The following is a 17,318-nucleotide window of genomic DNA, read 5'->3' as shown; positions in this document are numbered from 1 at the left end:
AACGTTCTATACGAACGGCAGCTTGATATTGCTGCGCTTCTCCAGCCATTCCGGCACCGGAAGGCTCTTGGCGCGCATGAAGTCGGCGTTGAACAGCTTCGACTGGTAACGGCTGCCGGAATCGCAGAGCACGGTGACGATCGTCTTGCCGGGCCCGAGCTGTTTTGCGAGACGCATCGCGCCGGCAACGTTGATGCCGGTCGAGCCGCCGAGGCAGAGGCCTTCGTGCTGGAGCAGTTCGTAGATCACCGTGACCGCTTCGGCATCGGGAATGAGATAGGCGTCATCGACCTTTGCGCTCTCGACGATTGCGGTCGCCCGGTTGAGGCCGATGCCCTCGGTGATCGAGCCGCCCGGCGTCGCCTTGGCATCGCCCGTTCTGAAGTATTCATACATGCCGGCGCCATGCGGATCTGCGCAGGCGATCCTGATGTCCTTGCTCTTCTCTTTCAGGAAGCGGCTGGTGCCGGCCAGCGTGCCGCCGCTGCCCACGGAGCAGACGAAACCGTCGATCTTGCCACCGGTCTGTTCCCAGATCTCGGGCCCTGTGGACTCGTAATGCGCCTTCGCATTGTCGAGGTTGTTCCATTGGTCGGCAAACAGCACGCCGTTGGGCTCGGTCTTGCGCAACTCGTCGGCAAGACGGCGGCCGACATGCTGGTAGTTGTTCGGATTGGAATAGGGCAGGGCCGGCGATTCCAGCAGCTCGGCGCCGCACAGTTTCAGAAAATCCTTCTTTTCCTGGCTCTGCGTCTCCGGGATCACGATCAGCGTGCGGTAGCCGCGCGCGCTGGCCACGACAGCAAGGCCGATGCCGGTATTGCCGGCGGTCGATTCCACCACGAGACCGCCGGGCTTGAGCTCGCCGCGCTTCTCGGCCTCCAGGATCATCCATTTGCCGGCGCGATCCTTCACCGACTGGCCGGGATTCATGAACTCGGCCTTGCCCAGGATGGTGCAGCCGGTCAGTTCGGAAGCGCGCTTGAGCTTGATCAGCGGAGTGTTGCCGATGGCTTCGACAACGTCGTTTTTGATGGTCATCTCAGGGGAAATCACTGGCAAAGGGGTTGATCAGGTTGGCCCGAACCTAGTGCTTGCGCGGTCAAAGGGGAAGGCTTTTGCGCTGCGGCGAAACCGGCGAAAATGCCGGTAAGCAGTGAAAAGTTGGAAGGAAAGATCGCCGATGCTGCTGCTGTGCTACGCCGCGGGATATCGCTAGGAGGATGTGGCCAGCCTCTGCCAAAACATGGAAGATAAGGCCGTCGCCAGCATGCCTTCGCCATGGACGTGAGGCGTCGCGTCGGTTTCGAGACGGGGCTGAAGCCGCATCGCGAGCGGTGCAGGCGGATTGAAGGGACTGGCGTCGGTGTGGCGGCAATATCACATGAAATCTTGGTAAGCTTGAACGCACTCTGAAATAGCCCTGAAATCGAAAAAAGTCCTGCAGGACAGCGCCCTTTTGCATTTTCTAAGTTTTGAGATCGCGGTGCTTTGGGGGCCATCTCGCAACTGCGGGACTGTCCCGCAGTTGCGCACCCGGCTAGGATAGGCGTCAGGTTCCGCAGAAAGCATCACCGCTGTGAACGAGTTGTCCAAAGCCTCCCGACGGCCGCGCCGCGAATCGGTCACTCCCGCTGCGCGGTGGCGGCTCGATCTGCCCGGCGGGGGGTGTGTGTGACACAGGATGTTCCTGCGATCGCCGTGCGGCGGTCTCCAGGCGCCACGTCCCGGACGCGACGTGCGGCGCGCTGGTTTGCGGTCGCTTGCCTCGCCGCGGGTTCGGGCGCCTGCGTGCTGACGCAGGATCTTCCTGATCCCGCGCTCGATGTTCCCACGCAGTACAAATACGCGGGCAAGGCGGATGCGCCGCCGTCGCTGGATTGGTGGCGCAGCTTCCGCTCCGCGGAGCTGACACAGCTGATGGAAGAGGCGCAGACCGTCAACCTCGACATTGCCGCCGCCGTTTCGCGCATCGTCCAGGCCGACGCGCAGGCGCGGCAGGCGGGTGCGGCGCTGCTGCCGAGCCTTTCCGGCACCGGGCAGGAGGCCTATTCGCGCACCTCCGGCTCCTCCGCCTCGGGGCTCACCAATGGCGGCCGTGAGGTCGTCAACTACCAAGCTTCGCTGAGCGCGAGCTACCAGCTCGATTTCTGGGGGCAGAATCGGGACGCCTTGCAAACGGCGGAAGAGACGGCAAATGCCAACCGCTTCGATCGCGACGTCGTTGCGCTGACCACGCTTGCAGGGGTCGCTAACGCTTACTTCCAGGTGCTGGCCTCGCAGGATCGCATCCGGACCTCACAGCGCAACATCGCGAGCGCGCAGCGCATCCTCGATGCCGTCAGGGAACGGCGCAAGGCCGGCACCGGCACCGATCTCGACGTCGCCCAGCAGGAGAGCGTGCTCGCAAACCAGAAGGCCCTGGTGCCGCCGCTGCGCCAGACGCTCGACCAGAACGTCAATGCGCTTGCGGTCCTGGTGTCGCGGCCGCCGGAGAGCGTGCGCGTGCTCGGGGGCTCGCTGAACCGGATCGCTATACCCCGCGTGACGCCCGGCCTGCCGTCGGAGCTCCTGACACAGCGGCCCGACATTCGGCGGCAGGAGGCACAACTTGCTTCCGCCACCGCGAACGTCGGCAATGCTCGCGCGCAGTTCTTTCCGACCATCCAGCTCACCGGCAATGGCGGCTATCAGAGCGCGGCCCTGGTCTCGCTGTTCCAGCCGCATGCGGCGTTCTTCCAGCTCGTCGGCAGCGCGACGCAACCGATCTTCGACGGCGGCAGGATCCTCGGCAATTTCGAATTTGCCAAGGCGCGGCAGGACGAACTGCTGCAGACCTACCGCAAGACCATCATCCAGTCCTTTGCCGATGTCGACAATGCGCTGTTCTCGATCAAGCAGACCACGATCAGGCTGCAATTGCAGCGTGACGTCCTCAACGCCTCCCGCCGCGCCTTCGATCTCTCCGAGCAGCAATTGCGCGCCGGCACCGCCGACATTGTCACCGTGCTCAATACGCAACTGACCCTGTTCCAGGCGGAAGACGCGCTGTTGCAGGCGCAACTTGCCCGCCTTCTTGCTATCGTCAGCCTGTATCAGGCGCTCGGCGGCGGCTGGGAGCCGAGGATGGAGAAACCGGTCAATGCTCTTTAAGCCGGATACGAAGCAAGGCGTGAAGGAGGGAACGGCGAAGACGTCGCGCGGGCGCGGCTTCGTCATGACCCTGATCACGCTGGCGATCCTCGGCGGGCTTGGCTACTACGGCTGGACCACCTGGCACCAGCAGCCGCAGCAGGCGAACGGCCGCAACCAGCGGCCCGATCTGCCGGTGCCGGTGCTGGCGGCGACGCCCCGCATTCAGGACGTTCCCGTTTATCTCGACGGCGTCGGCGCGATCCGCGCACTCAACACCGTGACCGTCCGCTCACAGGTCGACGGCAAGCTGATCGCGGTCAATTTCACCGAGGGACAGGACGTCAAGAAAGGTGACGTGGTCGGCGAGATCGACCCGGCGCTCTACCAGGCGACGTACGATCAGGCGGTTGCCAAGAAGGCGCAGGACCAGGCCCAGCTCGCCAACCAGCGTATCGACCTCACGCGCTACGAGCAGTTAGCTGCCTCCAATGCCGGATCCAAGCAGCAGGCCGACACCCAGCGCGCGCTGGTCGCGCAGACGGAGGCGCTGGTCAAGGCCGACCAGGCCGCGATCGACAATGCGGCGGCGACGCTGAGCTACACCAAGATCGTGGCGCCGATCTCGGGCCGCGCCGGCCTGCGCCAGGTCGATCAGGGCAACATCATCCACGCCTCCGACACCACCGGCCTCGTGGTGATCACGCAATTGCAGCCGATCGCGGTGTGGTTCAGCCTGCCGCAGCAGCAGATCATGCGCGTCAACGCCGCCGCGTCGAAGGGCACGCTTGCCGTCGACGTCTTCGGCAATGACGGCCTCACCGTGATCGACACCGGCAAGCTCACCGGCATCGACAACCAGGTCGACCAGACCACCGGCACGCTCAGGCTCAAGGCCGAATTCCCCAACGCCCATTACCAGCTCTGGCCGGGCCAGTTCGTCAATGTCCGCCTCAAGGTCGAGACCTTGACGCAGGCGCTGGTGGTGCCGACCTCGGCCGTGCAGCGCGGACCGATCGGCACCTTCAGCTATGTCATCGGCGAGGATAACATCGTCTCGGCCAAGCCGGTGACGGTGACGCAGCAGAACGAGCATGACGCCGTGATCGCCAGCGGCCTGTCGGCGACCGACAAGGTCGTCACCACCGGCTTTGCTAATTTGTCTGACGGTTCCAAGGTGGTCATCGGCCGCGACGACCAGACCCCTTCGGCCGATCTCGCGCCGCGCAAGCGCTCGCGCGGGCCGGATGGTCAGAAGAAGGAGGGCGCAAAAGACGGCCAGAAGGACGGACAAGATAAGGACGGCGAGTTCCGCGCCAAACGCAAGAGCAGCGAAGGCGACCAGAAGGGCCAGACCGGACCGGCACCAGGGCCGGGTGCATCGGGAAGTGGAGCCAAGCAGCCATGATCCCGACAACAGCCGCCTGAGCGGCAGGCGTATCCCATGGGCGTCTCCGAACCCTTCATCCGACGGCCGATCGCGACCTCGTTGCTCGGCATCGCGCTTCTGATCGGCGGGCTGCTCGGCTATTTCGCGCTGCCGGTGTCGGCGCTGCCGCAGGTCGATTTCCCGACCGTGCAGGTGACGACCCAATTGCCCGGCGCGAGCCCCGACGTGATCGCCTCGCTGATCACCGCGCCGCTGGAGCGGCAACTCGGCCAGATCCCGTCGCTATCGGCGATGAACTCGACGAGCTCGTTCGGCGTCAGCCAGATCTCGCTCCAGTTCGATCTCAACCGCGACATCGACGGCGCGACCCAGGACGTCCAGGCCGCGATCAATGCCGCGGCCGGCGTGCTGCCGAAGACGCTGCCTTATCCGCCGACCTACGCCAAGGTGAACCCGGCCGATGCGCCGGTGATGACATTGGCGCTGCGCTCCGACACGATCTCGTTGCGGGCGATGAGCGACATCGCCGACACGCTTCTGGCGCAGCGGCTGAGCCAGATTTCCGGCGTCGGGCGCGTCTCTGTGCTCGGCGGACTGAAGCCGGCCGTCCGCATCCAGGCGGATCTCGCGCGGCTCGCTGCCTATGGCATCGCCATGGAAGACCTGCGCACCGCGATTGCCAATGCCAACGTGTCGGGGCCGAAAGGCTCGCTCGACGGCGCGCAGCAATCCTACATCATCGCAGCCAACGACCAGATCGCCGCCGCCGACGCCTACAAGCCTGTCATCATCGCCTACCGCAACGGTTCGCCGGTCACGATTGCCGACGTCGCCCAGATCGTCGACGGCCTCGAGAACGACCGCACCGGCGGCTGGTACCAGGGCTCGCCGGCCGTCATCATCGACATCCAGCGTCAGCCCGGCGCCAATGTGATCGACGTCGTCAGCCAGATCCGCGCGGAAATCCCAAAGGTCCAGCGCGCTATTCCGGCCGGCGTGAACCTGACCATCGTCTCCGACCGCACCGTCACCATCCGCGCCTCAGTCCGCGACGTGCAGTTCACGCTGATCCTGAGCGTCGTGCTGGTGACGCTGGTGGTGCTGCTGTTCCTGCGTTCGCTGCGCGCCACGCTGATCGCCGGCGTGGCATTGCCGCTGTCGCTGATCACCAGCTTCGGCATCATGTATTTCGCCGGTTTCAGCCTCGACAATCTGTCGCTGATGGCGCTCACCATCGGCACCGGCTTCGTCGTCGACGACGCCATCGTGATGATCGAGAACATCGTCCGCCACATGGAAAACGGCGACAGCGCGATGGAGGCTTCGCTGAAGGGCGCCAGCGAGATCGGCTTCACCGTGATCTCGCTGACGGTGTCGCTGATCGCGGTGTTCATCCCGCTGCTGTTCATGTCGGGCCTCGTGGGCCGCATGTTCCGCGAATTCGCGCTGACGCTGACGATCGCGGTCGTGACCTCCGCCGTGGTCTCGCTGACGCTGACGCCGATGATGTGCTCGCGTCTGCTCAAGCATGCCCATGAAGAGCTGGCAGTGCCGGGTCTTGCCGCGGTCAGCCGCTTCATCGATCGCACCGTCGAGTTCTATCACCGCACGCTGCTCTGGGTGCTGGAGCGCCAGCGGGCGACGCTAGTCGTGACCTTCGCCACGCTGATTGCGACCTTGGCGCTCTATGTCGTCGCGCCAAAGGGCTTCCTGCCGCTGCAGGACACCGCGTCGATCACGGCGGTGACGGAAGCTGGTCCCGACGTGTCGTTCGCAGAGATGCAGAAGCGGCAGGCCGCGGCAGCCGACGCCATCAAGGCCGACCCCGATGTAACGGGCGTGGTCTCCGTGATCGGTGCAGGCTCGGTCAATCCGACCACCAATGTCGGCCGTCTTGTCATGACGCTGAAACCGCGAGGCGAGCGCCGCGACGATGTCAGCGTGGTCATCAACCGGCTGAAGGAGCGGGTGGCCGCCATCCCCGGCATGACGGTCTACTTCCAGCCGGTGCAGGACGTGCAGATCTCGACCCAGTCGAGCCGCTCGCAATACCAGTATACGCTGACCGGCACCGACGCCGCCCTGGTGTCGGAATGGACGCGCAAGCTGGTTGCCGAGATGCGGCGCGATCCGCTGTTCCGCGACGTCTCCTCGGAGGCGCAGGAAGGCGGTCTGCGGGCGCAGCTCACGGTCGACCGCACGCGCGCCGGCCAGCTCGGCGTCAGCCTCCAAGGCATCACCGACACGCTCAACGACGCCTTCGCGCAGCGTCAGATCTCGACCATCTACGGCCAGGCCAACCAGTACCGCGTGGTGCTGGAAGCACTGCCGATGTACCAGCGCGATCCTTCGATCCTGTCGAAGCTTTATCTGCCGGGCGCGGCGAGCGCGACCGCCGGCGCGCCCAACGCACAGGTGCCGCTCTCCGCCGTGGCGACGCTGACGCGCACCACCGCGCCGCTGGCGATTTCGCACCAGGCGCAATTCCCGTCGATCTCGCTCAGCTTCAACCTCGCGCCGGGCGCGGCGCTCGGCGATGCCGTCGAGGCTGTGAAGACCATCGAGACCCGGATCGGGATGCCCAACAGCATCGTTGGCGTCTATGCCGGCGACGCCGCCGAATTCGCCAAGGCGCTCGCCGGCCAGCCCTGGCTGCTGCTGGCCGCGGTGATCACGATCTATATCGTGCTCGGCGTGCTCTACGAGAGCTACATCCATCCGATCACGATCCTCTCGACACTGCCTTCGGCCGGCGTCGGCGCCATCCTGGCGCTGATGCTGTGCGGGCAGGATCTCTCGGTGATCGGGCTGATCGGCATCATCCTGCTGATGGGCATCGTCAAGAAGAACGCGATCATGATGATCGACTTCGCTCTGGACGCGGAGCGCAATCAAGGCATGCCGCCGCATGAGGCGATCGTGCAGGCTTGTCTCCTGCGCTTCCGCCCGATCATGATGACGACGCTGGCCGCGCTGTTCGGCGCGCTGCCGCTGGCGATCGAGAGCGGCACCGGCGCCGAGCTGCGCTTCCCCCTCGGCATCTCCATCATCGGCGGCCTGCTGCTCAGCCAATTGCTCACGCTCTACACCACGCCGGTAATCTACCTCGCACTCGACCGCATCAACCGCCGCCTCGAACAGGCGCTGCCGCCGGCGGAATCCGGCGGGCCACCCGTCGCGGGCGCGACCGAGGGGATGCAGTGATGGCATCGATCTCGGAGCCCTTCATCCGGCGCCCGGTCGCGACCACGCTGCTGTCGATCGGGTTGTTCCTGCTGGGCATCGTGGCCTACGAGTTCCTGCCGGTGGCCTCGGTCCCGAACGTCGATTTCCCCGCCATCTTCGTTTCCGCCAGCCGTCCCGGCGCCGACCCGTCCGTGATGGCCGCCACGGTCGCCTCGCCATTGGAGCGTCGGCTCGGCGAGATATCAGGCATCAACCAGATCACCTCGACCTCGTCGCTCGGCACGACCAACATCCAGCTCCAGTTCGACATCGGCCGCAACATCGACAAGGCCGCGCGCGACGTGCAGGCGGCGATCAACGCATCGCTGGTCGATCTGCCGAGCGATTTGCCGACGCTGCCGCGGTTCCGCAAGGCCAACACTGCCGGCGCTCCCGTATTCGTGCTGGCGCTGACCTCGAAGACGCTGTCGGCGAGCGCGATTTACGACGTCGCCGATACGGTTCTGGCGCAGCGTATCTCGCAGGTGCCGGGTGTCGGCGACGTGACCGTGAGCGGCGCCGATCAGCCCGCAGTGCGGGTGCAGCTCAACCCCGTCGCGCTGTCCAACGCCGGCATTGCCACCGACGACGTGCGGACCGCGATCATCAACGCCAACCCGCTCGGTCCGGTCGGCATCTTCAACGGCGAGCGCCAGAGCGAGACGCTGGCCCTCAACAGGCAGATGCGGACGGCGAAGGAGTTCCGCGATATCGTCATCAAAAGCTCGAACGGCAATTTCGTCCGGCTGGCCGACGTCGCCGACATCGAGGATTCCGTCCGCAACGCCCGTTCCATCGCCTGGTTCAACAAGCAGCCGGCGGTGCTGATCCAGATCACCAAGCAGGGCGACGCCAATGTCATCGATACCGTCGACCGGGTGAAGGCGCTGATCCCCGCACTGAAGCAGTGGATCCCGGCCGGCGTCGATATCTCCACCTTGGTCGACCGCACCAGTACGATCCGCGCCAGCGTGCTCGACATGCAGTGGACCTTGTTCGCGACCGCCATTCTCGTGATGGTCGTCGTGTTCGTGTTCCTGCGGCGGCTCACGCCGACGATCGCGGCCGGAATCTCCGTGCCGCTGGCGCTGGCCGGAACCTGCGCCGGCATGTGGGTCGCCGGCTTCTCGATCGACAATCTGTCGCTGATGGCGCTGGCGATCTCCGTCGGCTTCGTGGTCGACGACGCCATCGTCATGATCGAGAACATGTACCGCAATCTCGAGCACGGCATGCGCCCGCTCCAGGCGGCGTTGGACGGCGCCCGGCAGATCGGCTTCACCGTGGTGTCGATCAGCCTGTCGCTGATCGCGGCCTTCACGCCACTGATCTTCATGGACGGCATCGTCGGCCGGCTGCTGCGCGAGTTCTCGCTGACGCTGACCTTCGCCATCCTGGTCTCGACCCTGGTGTCGCTCACGGTGACGCCGATGATCTGCGCGCACTACATCCGGCAGACCACGTCCGGCACGGCGACCCTGTTCGACCGGATCATCGAGGGCTCGCTGTCGCGCATCGTCGCTTTCTACACCCGCACCTTGCGCACCGTGCTGGAATATCCGCTGCTGACGCTGCTGGTGTTCTTCGCCACCATTGCGTTGACGGTGACGCTCTACATCAAGGTGCCGAAGGGCTATTTCCCGACCGACGATTCCGGCTTCGTCATCGGCGCGACACGTGCCTCGGCCGATATCTCGTTCCAGTCGATGCTGAGCCTGCAGCAGCGGCTCGCCGACATCGTGATGCAGGATCCGGCCGTGGCCGGCATCGGCTCCACCGTCGGCAGCGGCGGCGGGCCGGGCGGCGCGACCTCCAATCGCGGCACCATGTTCATCAGCCTGAAGCCGCCGGAGCAGCGCGACCACGTCTCGACCCAGGTGGTGATCGACCGCCTCAGGCGGGCGTTATATCCGGTGCCCGGCATCCGCCTGTTCATGTTCGCCGCCCAGGACGTGCGCGCCGGCGGGCGGCAGAGCGATTCCGACTACCAGTACACGCTGACCAGCACCGACCTCAGCCTGTTGCAGAAGTGGGCGCCGATCGTGGCCAAGCGCATGGAGAGCGTCGAGGGCATCACCGACATCTCCAGCGACCGCGATCCCGGCGGGCTTCAACTGACCTTGTCGATCGACCGCCAGAAGGCCTCGGCACTCGGCGTCCGCGTCCAGGATATCGACAACGCACTCAACAACGCGTTCTCGCAGCGGCAGATCGGGATCATCTACACCCAGCGCAACCAGTACATGACCGTGCTGGAGATCGACCCGAAATTCCAGGTCGACCCATCCAACCTCGATCGCATCTATGTCGCCGGAGCGGGCGATGCGCAGGTGCCGCTGTCGGCCGTGGTGCATGCGACGCGCGGGCTCGCCGCGCTCGCGGTCTATCATTCGCAGTCGTTCCCATCGACCACGGTGTCGTTCAATCTGTTGCCGGACGTGCAGATCCAGGCCGCAACGCAGAACATCCAGCGCGCGGTCGAGGAGCTGCACATGCCGGAGGGCATCCGCGGCAGTTTTGACGGCAATGCCGGCGATTTCGCCAAGACCAGCGGCCGCCAGCCGCTCCTGATCCTCGGCGCGCTGGTGGCGATGTATATCGTGCTCGGCGTGCTCTACGAGAGCCTCGCCCATCCGCTCACGATCATATCGACGCTGCCCTCGGCAGGCCTCGGCGCGCTGCTGGCCTTGCAGCTCACCAACACGCCGTTAACGGTGATCGCCTTCGTCGGCATCATCCTGTTGATCGGCATCGTCAAGAAGAACGGCATCATGATGGTGGATTTCGCGCTTGATGCCGAGCGCCAGCGCGGCCTGTCGTCGGCGGAGGCGATCTTCGAGGCCTGCCAGGCGCGTTTCCGCCCGATCTTGATGACGACCATGGCGGCGCTGTTTGCCGGCATTCCGCTGGTGGTCGCGACGGGCCCCGGCACGGAGCTGCGCCGTCCGCTCGGCATCACCATCATCGGCGGGCTGTTCGTCTCGCAGATCCTAACGCTCTACACCACGCCCGTGATCTACCTGCTGATCGACCGCCTGCGGCGGCGCCGCGAGCCGCGCCCGCTGGCCGCGCCGGCGGAATAGGCGGGTTGTTGAACCGCCGTGCAGAGCGTATAGCGGCGACCATGTCGAACCCCACCGCCGCCGCGCCGGCCGATCCGATCCCTGAATGCCCGCACTGCCAGAAGCCGATGCCGCTGTGCATCTGCGACAGCGTCACGCCGATCAAGAACCGGCTCTCGCTCCTGATCCTTCAGCATCCGCAGGAGCAGGACAGGGCGCTCGGCACCGCCCGGCTGCTTGCGAAGCATTTCGAAGGTGCCACGCTGCGGGTCGGCTTGTCCTGGCCGAGCCTGTCCAAGGCGCTGGCGCAGCCGATTGAGAACGCCTCACACTGGGCCGTGCTCTATCTCGGCTCGGCGCACGCCGCCGATCTCGAGGCCGAGGGCGAAATCCTGGCGCTCAACCGCAAGGGCGAGGTCGCGGACAACCAGCGCGCGCTTCTCGGCAAGCTCGAAGGCGTAGTGCTGCTCGATGGCACCTGGAGCCAGGCCAAGGCGCTGTGGTGGCGCAACCCGTGGATGCTGAAATGCCAGCGCGTCATCCTCAACCCGGCCGCCCCGTCGCGCTACGGCCGCCTGCGCAAGGAGCCTCGGAAGGACGGATTGTCGACCATCGAGGCCGCAGCCACGATCCTCTCCGTTCTGGAGAAGCGCCCGGACATCGCCGAGACGCTGAATGCCAGTTTCGAACGGATGCTAACCCGCTACCGCGAGGTCCAGGTCGAGATGCCCGAACTGGCTCCGAAGCCTCCGGTGAAGGACCGCCGGCGCGGTGTCCGGCGGGGCAAGCGAGCCTGACTCCAGTCGGGGTTGCCTAAACCCGTGATCCCCTATATTGCTCCGCCCTCGTTGGGGCCACGTGGCGGAGTGGTTACGCGCCGGTCTGCAAAACCGTTTACTCGGGTTCGAGTCCCGACGTGGCCTCCATCACAAGCTCCTGATATCTCAGCAATATTCGATCGCATCGCGGCTGCCATCGGCCCGCGCGGGCGATACGCGCTGGCCGTGCACACCGGGTTTGCCCGGGGCCCGGCGGAAATCCGCCATTCAGCCCGCTGGCATAGTCTTCGCATCTGCGAAGTGATGCATCCCAACGATCGAGCGCTGGAGAGCACGTGAGCGAAATCGTCCGATTTGTCCCGAAATCCGAGCTAGAGCGGGCCCGCCTCATTCGCGAGGCCCGCGCGATCTATGACAGCATCTTTCCGCCGGCCGCACCCGACCAGGGGCCGCAGGACGGCGGCGAGCGCGTCAAGACCTGATAGCGGCCACGCCGGATTTCGCAGCGTAGCCGCCATAGCAAAACGCCCGCGGAGCGCGGGCGCATCGGCTCACGGTGAAATTGGCTTCAGCAGGCCGCGTACCAGCCGTCCGGAAAGGGCAGCAGGGGCCAGGCGCCCTCGTTGTCATTGGCAGCTTTGGGCTTCGCGTAATAGGTCCACGAGCGCGGCACGAAATCCTCCCCCGGCACGAACGCCAGATCCTCATGGACCATGGCATCCTGGACGGCATCCAGCAGCAAGTTGAATTCGGCTTCGCTCATCACACCCTCCGGACCGCGGATGGCGCAATGTCGCAAAGCCGGTTTGTTTCCCGGTTGAGCCGATCGTTCGCATTTTAACGATCCGCCAATCGGGTCCCGATTGGTTAGCGAGTCATGAAATCCTCTTGGGGAGATTAGGTTCCTGCCGCGTGCCCGCAGTGTGAAGGAGGTCACATCTTCCGCTGTTTGTTTCTCCTACCCCTTTGCTCACCGGCCAATGCAGGCCGGCGGGCAGGGCAGACGGGAGACTGGTCATGAAGGCGAGGTTCTTGCGGTTTGCGGGTGTGAAAAGCCGGGCGCGTCGCGCCTCAACGGTCGGGCTGTTCCTGACGCTGTTTGCCTCCGCCGCCCACGCGCAGCAGGGAACGGCCGAGCAACGCCGGGCCTGTACCCCCGACGTCTACCGACTCTGTGCCGGCGAAATCCCCAACGTTCGCGCCATCACGGCCTGCCTGCGCCGTAACAGACCAAGCTTGAGTGAGGCTTGCCGCTCCGTGTTCGATCAGGCCGGCGGCTGACATACCGGCCCTGTGGGTTTGTGCGCAGCAAGTGGCTCGCGGGAGCTCGCGAATCCGGCATAGTCGGCCTGTGGATATGCCTGTGGTTATGCTGCGGACAGGCTGTGGGCGGCAGTGATGTGGATGTCGGCCGCAGATGCGTCCTGCGAGTATCATATCTCTGTCAAATGACATCACCGAATGGTTCCCTGATCGGGCAGATCGCGGCGTTACGCAAGATCATGTGGTTCTTCCGAATTCGGAAATACATTCCGCGAGCGTCCCGCATTCACGAACAGTTTTTGGGCAGCCGCCTGCCCAAATCACGGGCGCCTCCATCCAATTTTTTGTACGCCCGCGGACAAGCTTTCCGGTCCGCTCTCCTCCTAGGCTCGCTTCCGAGATCTGGAACATGGCCATTGCCATGACAATTCGAAGGAGCTGGACATGGAAAGACCGGTATTGCCCCAGGCTTGGGGGAACGCGCGTGCATCGCTGTCTTGGCGCAAGGCCGCGCTCGGCGCTGCCGTCACCTTCGGCGCGCTGGCAGCCGCGCCCCTGAGCGCGCAAGCTGCGGCGCCTGCGGCCTGCGCCGCGCTTCAGGACAAATATCCGGACTGGAAGGGCAAGACGCTGGTCAATGCCATCAATCCGCACACGCCGGGCTATGAGACCATCGATCCGAAGAACCCCAGCCAATATATCGGCTTCGACATCGATCTGGGCGAAGCCATCGGCGAATGCCTCGGCTTCAAGCTGACCTACAAGCCGGTGACGTTCGCGGCACTCCTGACCACGCTCGCCGCGGGACAAGCTGACATCGTCATTTCCGACATCTATGCCACCAAGGAGCGCGCCAAGGCGGCCGACTTCATCACCTACTCGAAAGTGTTCGACGGTGTGCTGGTCGCCAAGGGCAATCCGAAGGGCATCAACGGCATCAACATGTCGATGTGCGGCGCCGCTGCCGCCGAAAACACCGGCTATGTCGAGGTGCCCCTGATCCAGGCGCTGATGCCCGAGTGCAAGAAGGCCGGCAAGGCCGAGCCGACCATCCAGCTCTACGACAACAACGCCAACTGCATCCAGGCGATCCTCGCCGGTCGTGCCGACACCTATGTCAACGACGTCAACACCGTCGACAGCGCGGTCAAGGCTTATCCGGACAAGCTGGAGAAGGCGACCGCGGTGACGATCCCGTATTCGGTCGGCATCGCCGTCCCGAAGGACAAGCCGAAATTCCGCGACGCCGTGCTCGCCGCCCTGATCGAGGTGCAGAAGGCCGGCACGCATATGGAGCTTTTAAAGAAGCACGGGCTCGACGTGAACAATTTCAAGGAGCCTGACATCCTGACGGCTGACTGATGTCGCTGTTCCTCCATTACCTGAGCATGCCGTATCTGCTCGAGGGCATCGAGCTCACCCTCGAGGTGACTGCCCTCGGGCTCGGCGGCGGATTGATCCTCGGATTGATCCTCGCCAGCATGCAGCTCTCCCGCTTCTGGCTGCTGGCGGCGATCGCCAGGGCCTACACCGTGATCTTCCGCGGCACGCCGCTGATCCTGCAAATGGTGTTCGCCTACGACGCGCTGCCACATATCGGCATCAAGCTGCCGGCGGTGCTGGCCGCCGGCCTTGCGCTGGCCTGCAACGAGGCGCCGTTCATCGCCGAGATGCTGCGTGCCGGCGTGCTCGGCGTCGATCGCGGGCAGGTGACGGCCGGCCAGGCGCTCGGCATGACGCCGCGGATTCTGATGTGGCGGGTGATCGCGCCGCAGGCGATCCGCACCATGATCCCGGCCTTCGGCAACGAGGCTGTGAGCGCGCTGAAGAACTCCTCGCTGGCCTCGGTGGTCGCGGTCCAGGAGCTGACGCTGCGCTCGACCCAGCTTGCGTCCTCGACCTTCGACTTCTTCTCGATCTTCTTCGCCTCGGGCCTGCTGTATCTGGTGCTGACCTTTGCCATCAGCATCATCCAGCTTTTCGTCGAATGGCTGCTCGATCTCGATCGCACCAAAGGTCGCCAGCGCAAGCTCGCCGATTATCTGCCCTGGCGCCGCGTCGATCTCGCCACCAAGCTCGAACTTGCCGCGGTCACGGCGCATGAGCCCGAACCCGTGCAGGCGCAGCCTGTCGACATGCCGCCGCGGGCGCTGACCCGCGAGGAGCGCACCCGGCGTGCGGCGACGATTTCGCGCAACAACATCGCGGTCGAGACCAAGGACCTCACCAAGAGTTACGGCGCGCAAAAGGTGCTCGGCGGCCTCGATCTCACGGTGCGTGTCGGCGAGGTCGTCGCGCTGCTCGGGCCCAGCGGCTCCGGCAAGAGCACGCTGCTCCGCTGCATCAATCATCTCGAAAGCTGGGACGGAGGCACCGTGCGCGTCGGCGGCCGCCGCCTCGGTTTTGACGACGACGGCAAGCTGCTGCCGCCGCGCGCGATCGCCAATGAGCGCGCAAGCGTGGGCGTCGGCATGGTGTTTCAGCAATTCAACCTGTTCGCCCATCTCTCGGCCAAGGAGAACATCGCGGGTCCCTTGCGCTGGGTGCACGGCATGACCCGCATCGATGCCGATCGCCGCGCCGCCGAGCTGCTCGACCGGGTCGGGCTGTCGCACCGTGCCGACGCGCTGCCGCGGCATCTCTCCGGCGGCCAGCAGCAGCGCGTCGCGATCGCCCGAGCGCTCGCACCGAACCCCAGCGTGCTGCTCCTGGACGAGCCGACCTCGGCGCTCGATCCCGAGCTCGTCAGCGAGGTGCTGGAGGTGATCCGGCGGCTCGCCATCGACGACGGCCTCACCATGATCATCTCGACCCACCAGATCCGCTTCGCCGACGAGGTCGCCGACCGCGTCGCGTTCCTGAGCGGCGGCACGATTATCGAGGAGGGGCCCGCGCACGAGGTGCTCTCCAACCCCCGCAATCCGCTGACGGCACGTTTCCTCAGCGTGATGGAAGCCGACAAGACTCCGGAGGCGGCGCGATGAGAGCCGCACCCACACCGTTCAAGACCGCGTTTCGAGAAGAGGCCACCTCATGAAGCATTTCACGCTGCCGGTTTCGCCGAAGACCGTTCACTGGGGCTATTTCTCCAAGAAGGTCGCGCCGGCCGTGACGCTGCGCTCGGGCGACCGCGCCACCATCGAGACGCTGACCCACCACGCCAACGATGATTACGAGCGCATGATCGCCGGTGATCCCGGAGCCGAGAGCGTGTTCCAGTGGACGCGCGAGCACAAGGCAGTGTCGCGACGCGGTTCGGGCCCGGCGGAAGGCCCGTTCATCCGCGGCGCAGGCGAGGGGATCGGCGTGCATCTCCTCACTGGTCCGGTCGCGATCGAAGGCGCCGAGCCCGGCGATATCCTCGAAGTGCGCATCCTCGATATCAGGCCGCGGCCGAGCTGCAGCGCTTGTCATGCCGGGCGCTGCTTCGGCTCCAACGTCGCCGCGAATTGGGGGTTTCACTATCACGATCTGATCGAGGAGCCGAAGCCGCGCGAGGTCGTCACCATCTTCGAGCTCGACACGTCAGGCGAGCCCTGCGCCAAGGCCGTCTACAATTACGTCTGGACGCCGCAGACCGATCCTGACGGCATCGTGCATCCGACCATCGATTATCCCGGCGTGCGCGTCGATCACGCCACCATCAAGAAGCGCGAGAACATCCTCGCAAGCGTCAAGGTGCCGGCACGGCTGCATTTCGGCACCATGGGGCTCGCACCGTCCGAGGCCGATTTCGTCAGCTCGATCCCGCCGGGCTATACCGGCGGCAACATCGACGACTGGCGCATCGGCAAGGGCGCGCGGATGTTCTATCCGGTCGCGGTCCCCGGCGCCTATTTCTCGGTCGGCGATCCCCACGCCGCGCAAGGTGACAGCGAGCTTGGCGGCACCGCGATCGAGACGTCGCTGACCGGCGATTTCGAGTTCGTCCTGCACAAGAAGGCCGATCTTGCCGGCACCAGCCTCGAAGGTCTCGACCATCCGATGCTGGAGACCGATCAGGCCTGGTCGTTCTACGGCTTCACCTATCCGAACTACCTCGCCGCGCTCGGCGCCGATGCACAAACCGAGATTGCCAATCACTCGAGTCTCGACCGCGCGATGCGCGATGCGTTCCGCAAGCTCAGGAGGTTCCTGATGACCGTGCACGGTTTGAGCGAGGACGAGGCGATCTCGCTGCTATCGGTCGGCGCCGATTTCGGCGTCACCCAGGTGGTCGACGCCAATTGGGGCGTACACGGCACGATCCGCAAGAACATCTTTCGGTGCGACTGATGTGCCGTAGCCCGGAGGGAGCGAAGCGTAATCCGGGTTTGTCACGGCGGACTCAAAAGGCTCCGGATTACGCTTCGCTCCATCCGGGCTACGCATCGTGCTCGACATTGATATCCCGCTCCAACACTCTGAAGAACAGCTCGTTTCCAGGATGAGCGCGTGACCAAAGACCGTCATTTGCGGCCCGTCGCT

12 protein-coding genes and 1 tRNA gene are annotated in these 17,318 nt (G+C 65.1%); 11 read left to right on the top strand and 2 right to left on the bottom strand.

Annotation, left to right across the window (positions count from 1 at the left end; genetic code table 11):
• Window positions 1-6 precede the first annotated feature (6 nt).
• The gene (locus AC0L3P_RS15320; RefSeq protein ID WP_275172609.1) at window positions 7-1,041 is read right to left on the bottom strand and encodes a cysteine synthase A; all 1,035 of its coding nucleotides are present in this window, start codon (window positions 1,039-1,041) and stop codon (window positions 7-9) included.
• A gap of 627 nt (window positions 1,042-1,668) precedes the next feature.
• Here AC0L3P_RS15320 and AC0L3P_RS15315 point away from each other — a divergent pair.
• The 7 genes from AC0L3P_RS15315 to AC0L3P_RS15285 all read left to right on the top strand — a co-directional run bounded on the left by AC0L3P_RS15315 (window position 1,669) and on the right by AC0L3P_RS15285 (window position 12,070).
• Window positions 1,669-3,153 (top strand): efflux transporter outer membrane subunit, encoded by a 1,485-nt coding sequence (locus tag AC0L3P_RS15315; protein ID WP_473302553.1) that lies wholly within the window; start codon window positions 1,669-1,671, stop codon window positions 3,151-3,153.
• Window positions 3,143-4,540, top strand: a complete 1,398-nt coding sequence (locus tag AC0L3P_RS15310) for an efflux RND transporter periplasmic adaptor subunit (protein ID WP_473302549.1) — start codon at window positions 3,143-3,145, stop codon at window positions 4,538-4,540. Before AC0L3P_RS15315 ends, AC0L3P_RS15310 begins: the two co-directional genes overlap by 11 nt.
• A gap of 36 nt (window positions 4,541-4,576) precedes the next feature.
• Window positions 4,577-7,726 (top strand): efflux RND transporter permease subunit, encoded by a 3,150-nt coding sequence (locus AC0L3P_RS15305; RefSeq protein ID WP_473302545.1) that lies wholly within the window; start codon window positions 4,577-4,579, stop codon window positions 7,724-7,726.
• Window positions 7,726-10,830, top strand: a complete 3,105-nt coding sequence (locus AC0L3P_RS15300) for an efflux RND transporter permease subunit (RefSeq protein WP_473302542.1) — start codon at window positions 7,726-7,728, stop codon at window positions 10,828-10,830. The genes AC0L3P_RS15305 and AC0L3P_RS15300 overlap by 1 nt, the downstream gene beginning before the upstream one ends.
• 41 nt (window positions 10,831-10,871) lie before the next feature.
• A complete protein-coding gene (locus AC0L3P_RS15295; protein WP_473302539.1) occupies window positions 10,872-11,606 on the top strand; it encodes a tRNA-uridine aminocarboxypropyltransferase in 735 nt (244 codons plus the stop codon).
• Window positions 11,607-11,661: 55 nt separating this feature from the next.
• Window positions 11,662-11,735 (top strand) — tRNA-Cys (locus AC0L3P_RS15290).
• Between the two features lie 188 nt (window positions 11,736-11,923).
• On the top strand, window positions 11,924-12,070 hold the full coding sequence (locus tag AC0L3P_RS15285; RefSeq protein WP_354059589.1) for a hypothetical protein: 147 nt from the start codon (window positions 11,924-11,926) through the stop codon (window positions 12,068-12,070).
• An 86-nt stretch (window positions 12,071-12,156) separates the two neighbouring features.
• On the opposite strand, the gene AC0L3P_RS15280 is transcribed toward AC0L3P_RS15285, so the two are convergent.
• Entirely contained in the window at window positions 12,157-12,351 is a 195-nt protein-coding gene (locus AC0L3P_RS15280) for a hypothetical protein (RefSeq protein ID WP_007591187.1), read from the bottom strand.
• Window positions 12,352-12,605: 254 nt separating this feature from the next.
• On the opposite strand from AC0L3P_RS15280, the gene AC0L3P_RS15275 reads away from it, so the two are divergent.
• From AC0L3P_RS15275 to AC0L3P_RS15260, 4 genes are all read left to right on the top strand, one after another.
• Window positions 12,606-12,869 (top strand): hypothetical protein, encoded by a 264-nt coding sequence (locus AC0L3P_RS15275; protein ID WP_275172603.1) that lies wholly within the window; start codon window positions 12,606-12,608, stop codon window positions 12,867-12,869.
• Between the two features lie 426 nt (window positions 12,870-13,295).
• The gene (locus AC0L3P_RS15270) at window positions 13,296-14,213 is read left to right on the top strand and encodes an ABC transporter substrate-binding protein (protein WP_354059585.1); all 918 of its coding nucleotides are present in this window, start codon (window positions 13,296-13,298) and stop codon (window positions 14,211-14,213) included.
• Entirely contained in the window at window positions 14,213-15,835 is a 1,623-nt protein-coding gene (locus AC0L3P_RS15265; protein ID WP_473302531.1) for an amino acid ABC transporter permease/ATP-binding protein, read from the top strand. Before AC0L3P_RS15270 ends, AC0L3P_RS15265 begins: the two co-directional genes overlap by 1 nt.
• Before the next feature lie 49 nt (window positions 15,836-15,884).
• On the top strand, window positions 15,885-17,126 hold the full coding sequence (locus AC0L3P_RS15260; RefSeq protein ID WP_473302528.1) for an acetamidase/formamidase family protein: 1,242 nt from the start codon (window positions 15,885-15,887) through the stop codon (window positions 17,124-17,126).
• Window positions 17,127-17,318: the final 192 nt, after the last annotated feature.

The organism is Bradyrhizobium sp. WSM4874 (assembly GCF_055811835.1).
Note: the sequence above shows the minus strand (reverse complement) of the source record. Positions and strands in the feature narration are given on the sequence as shown.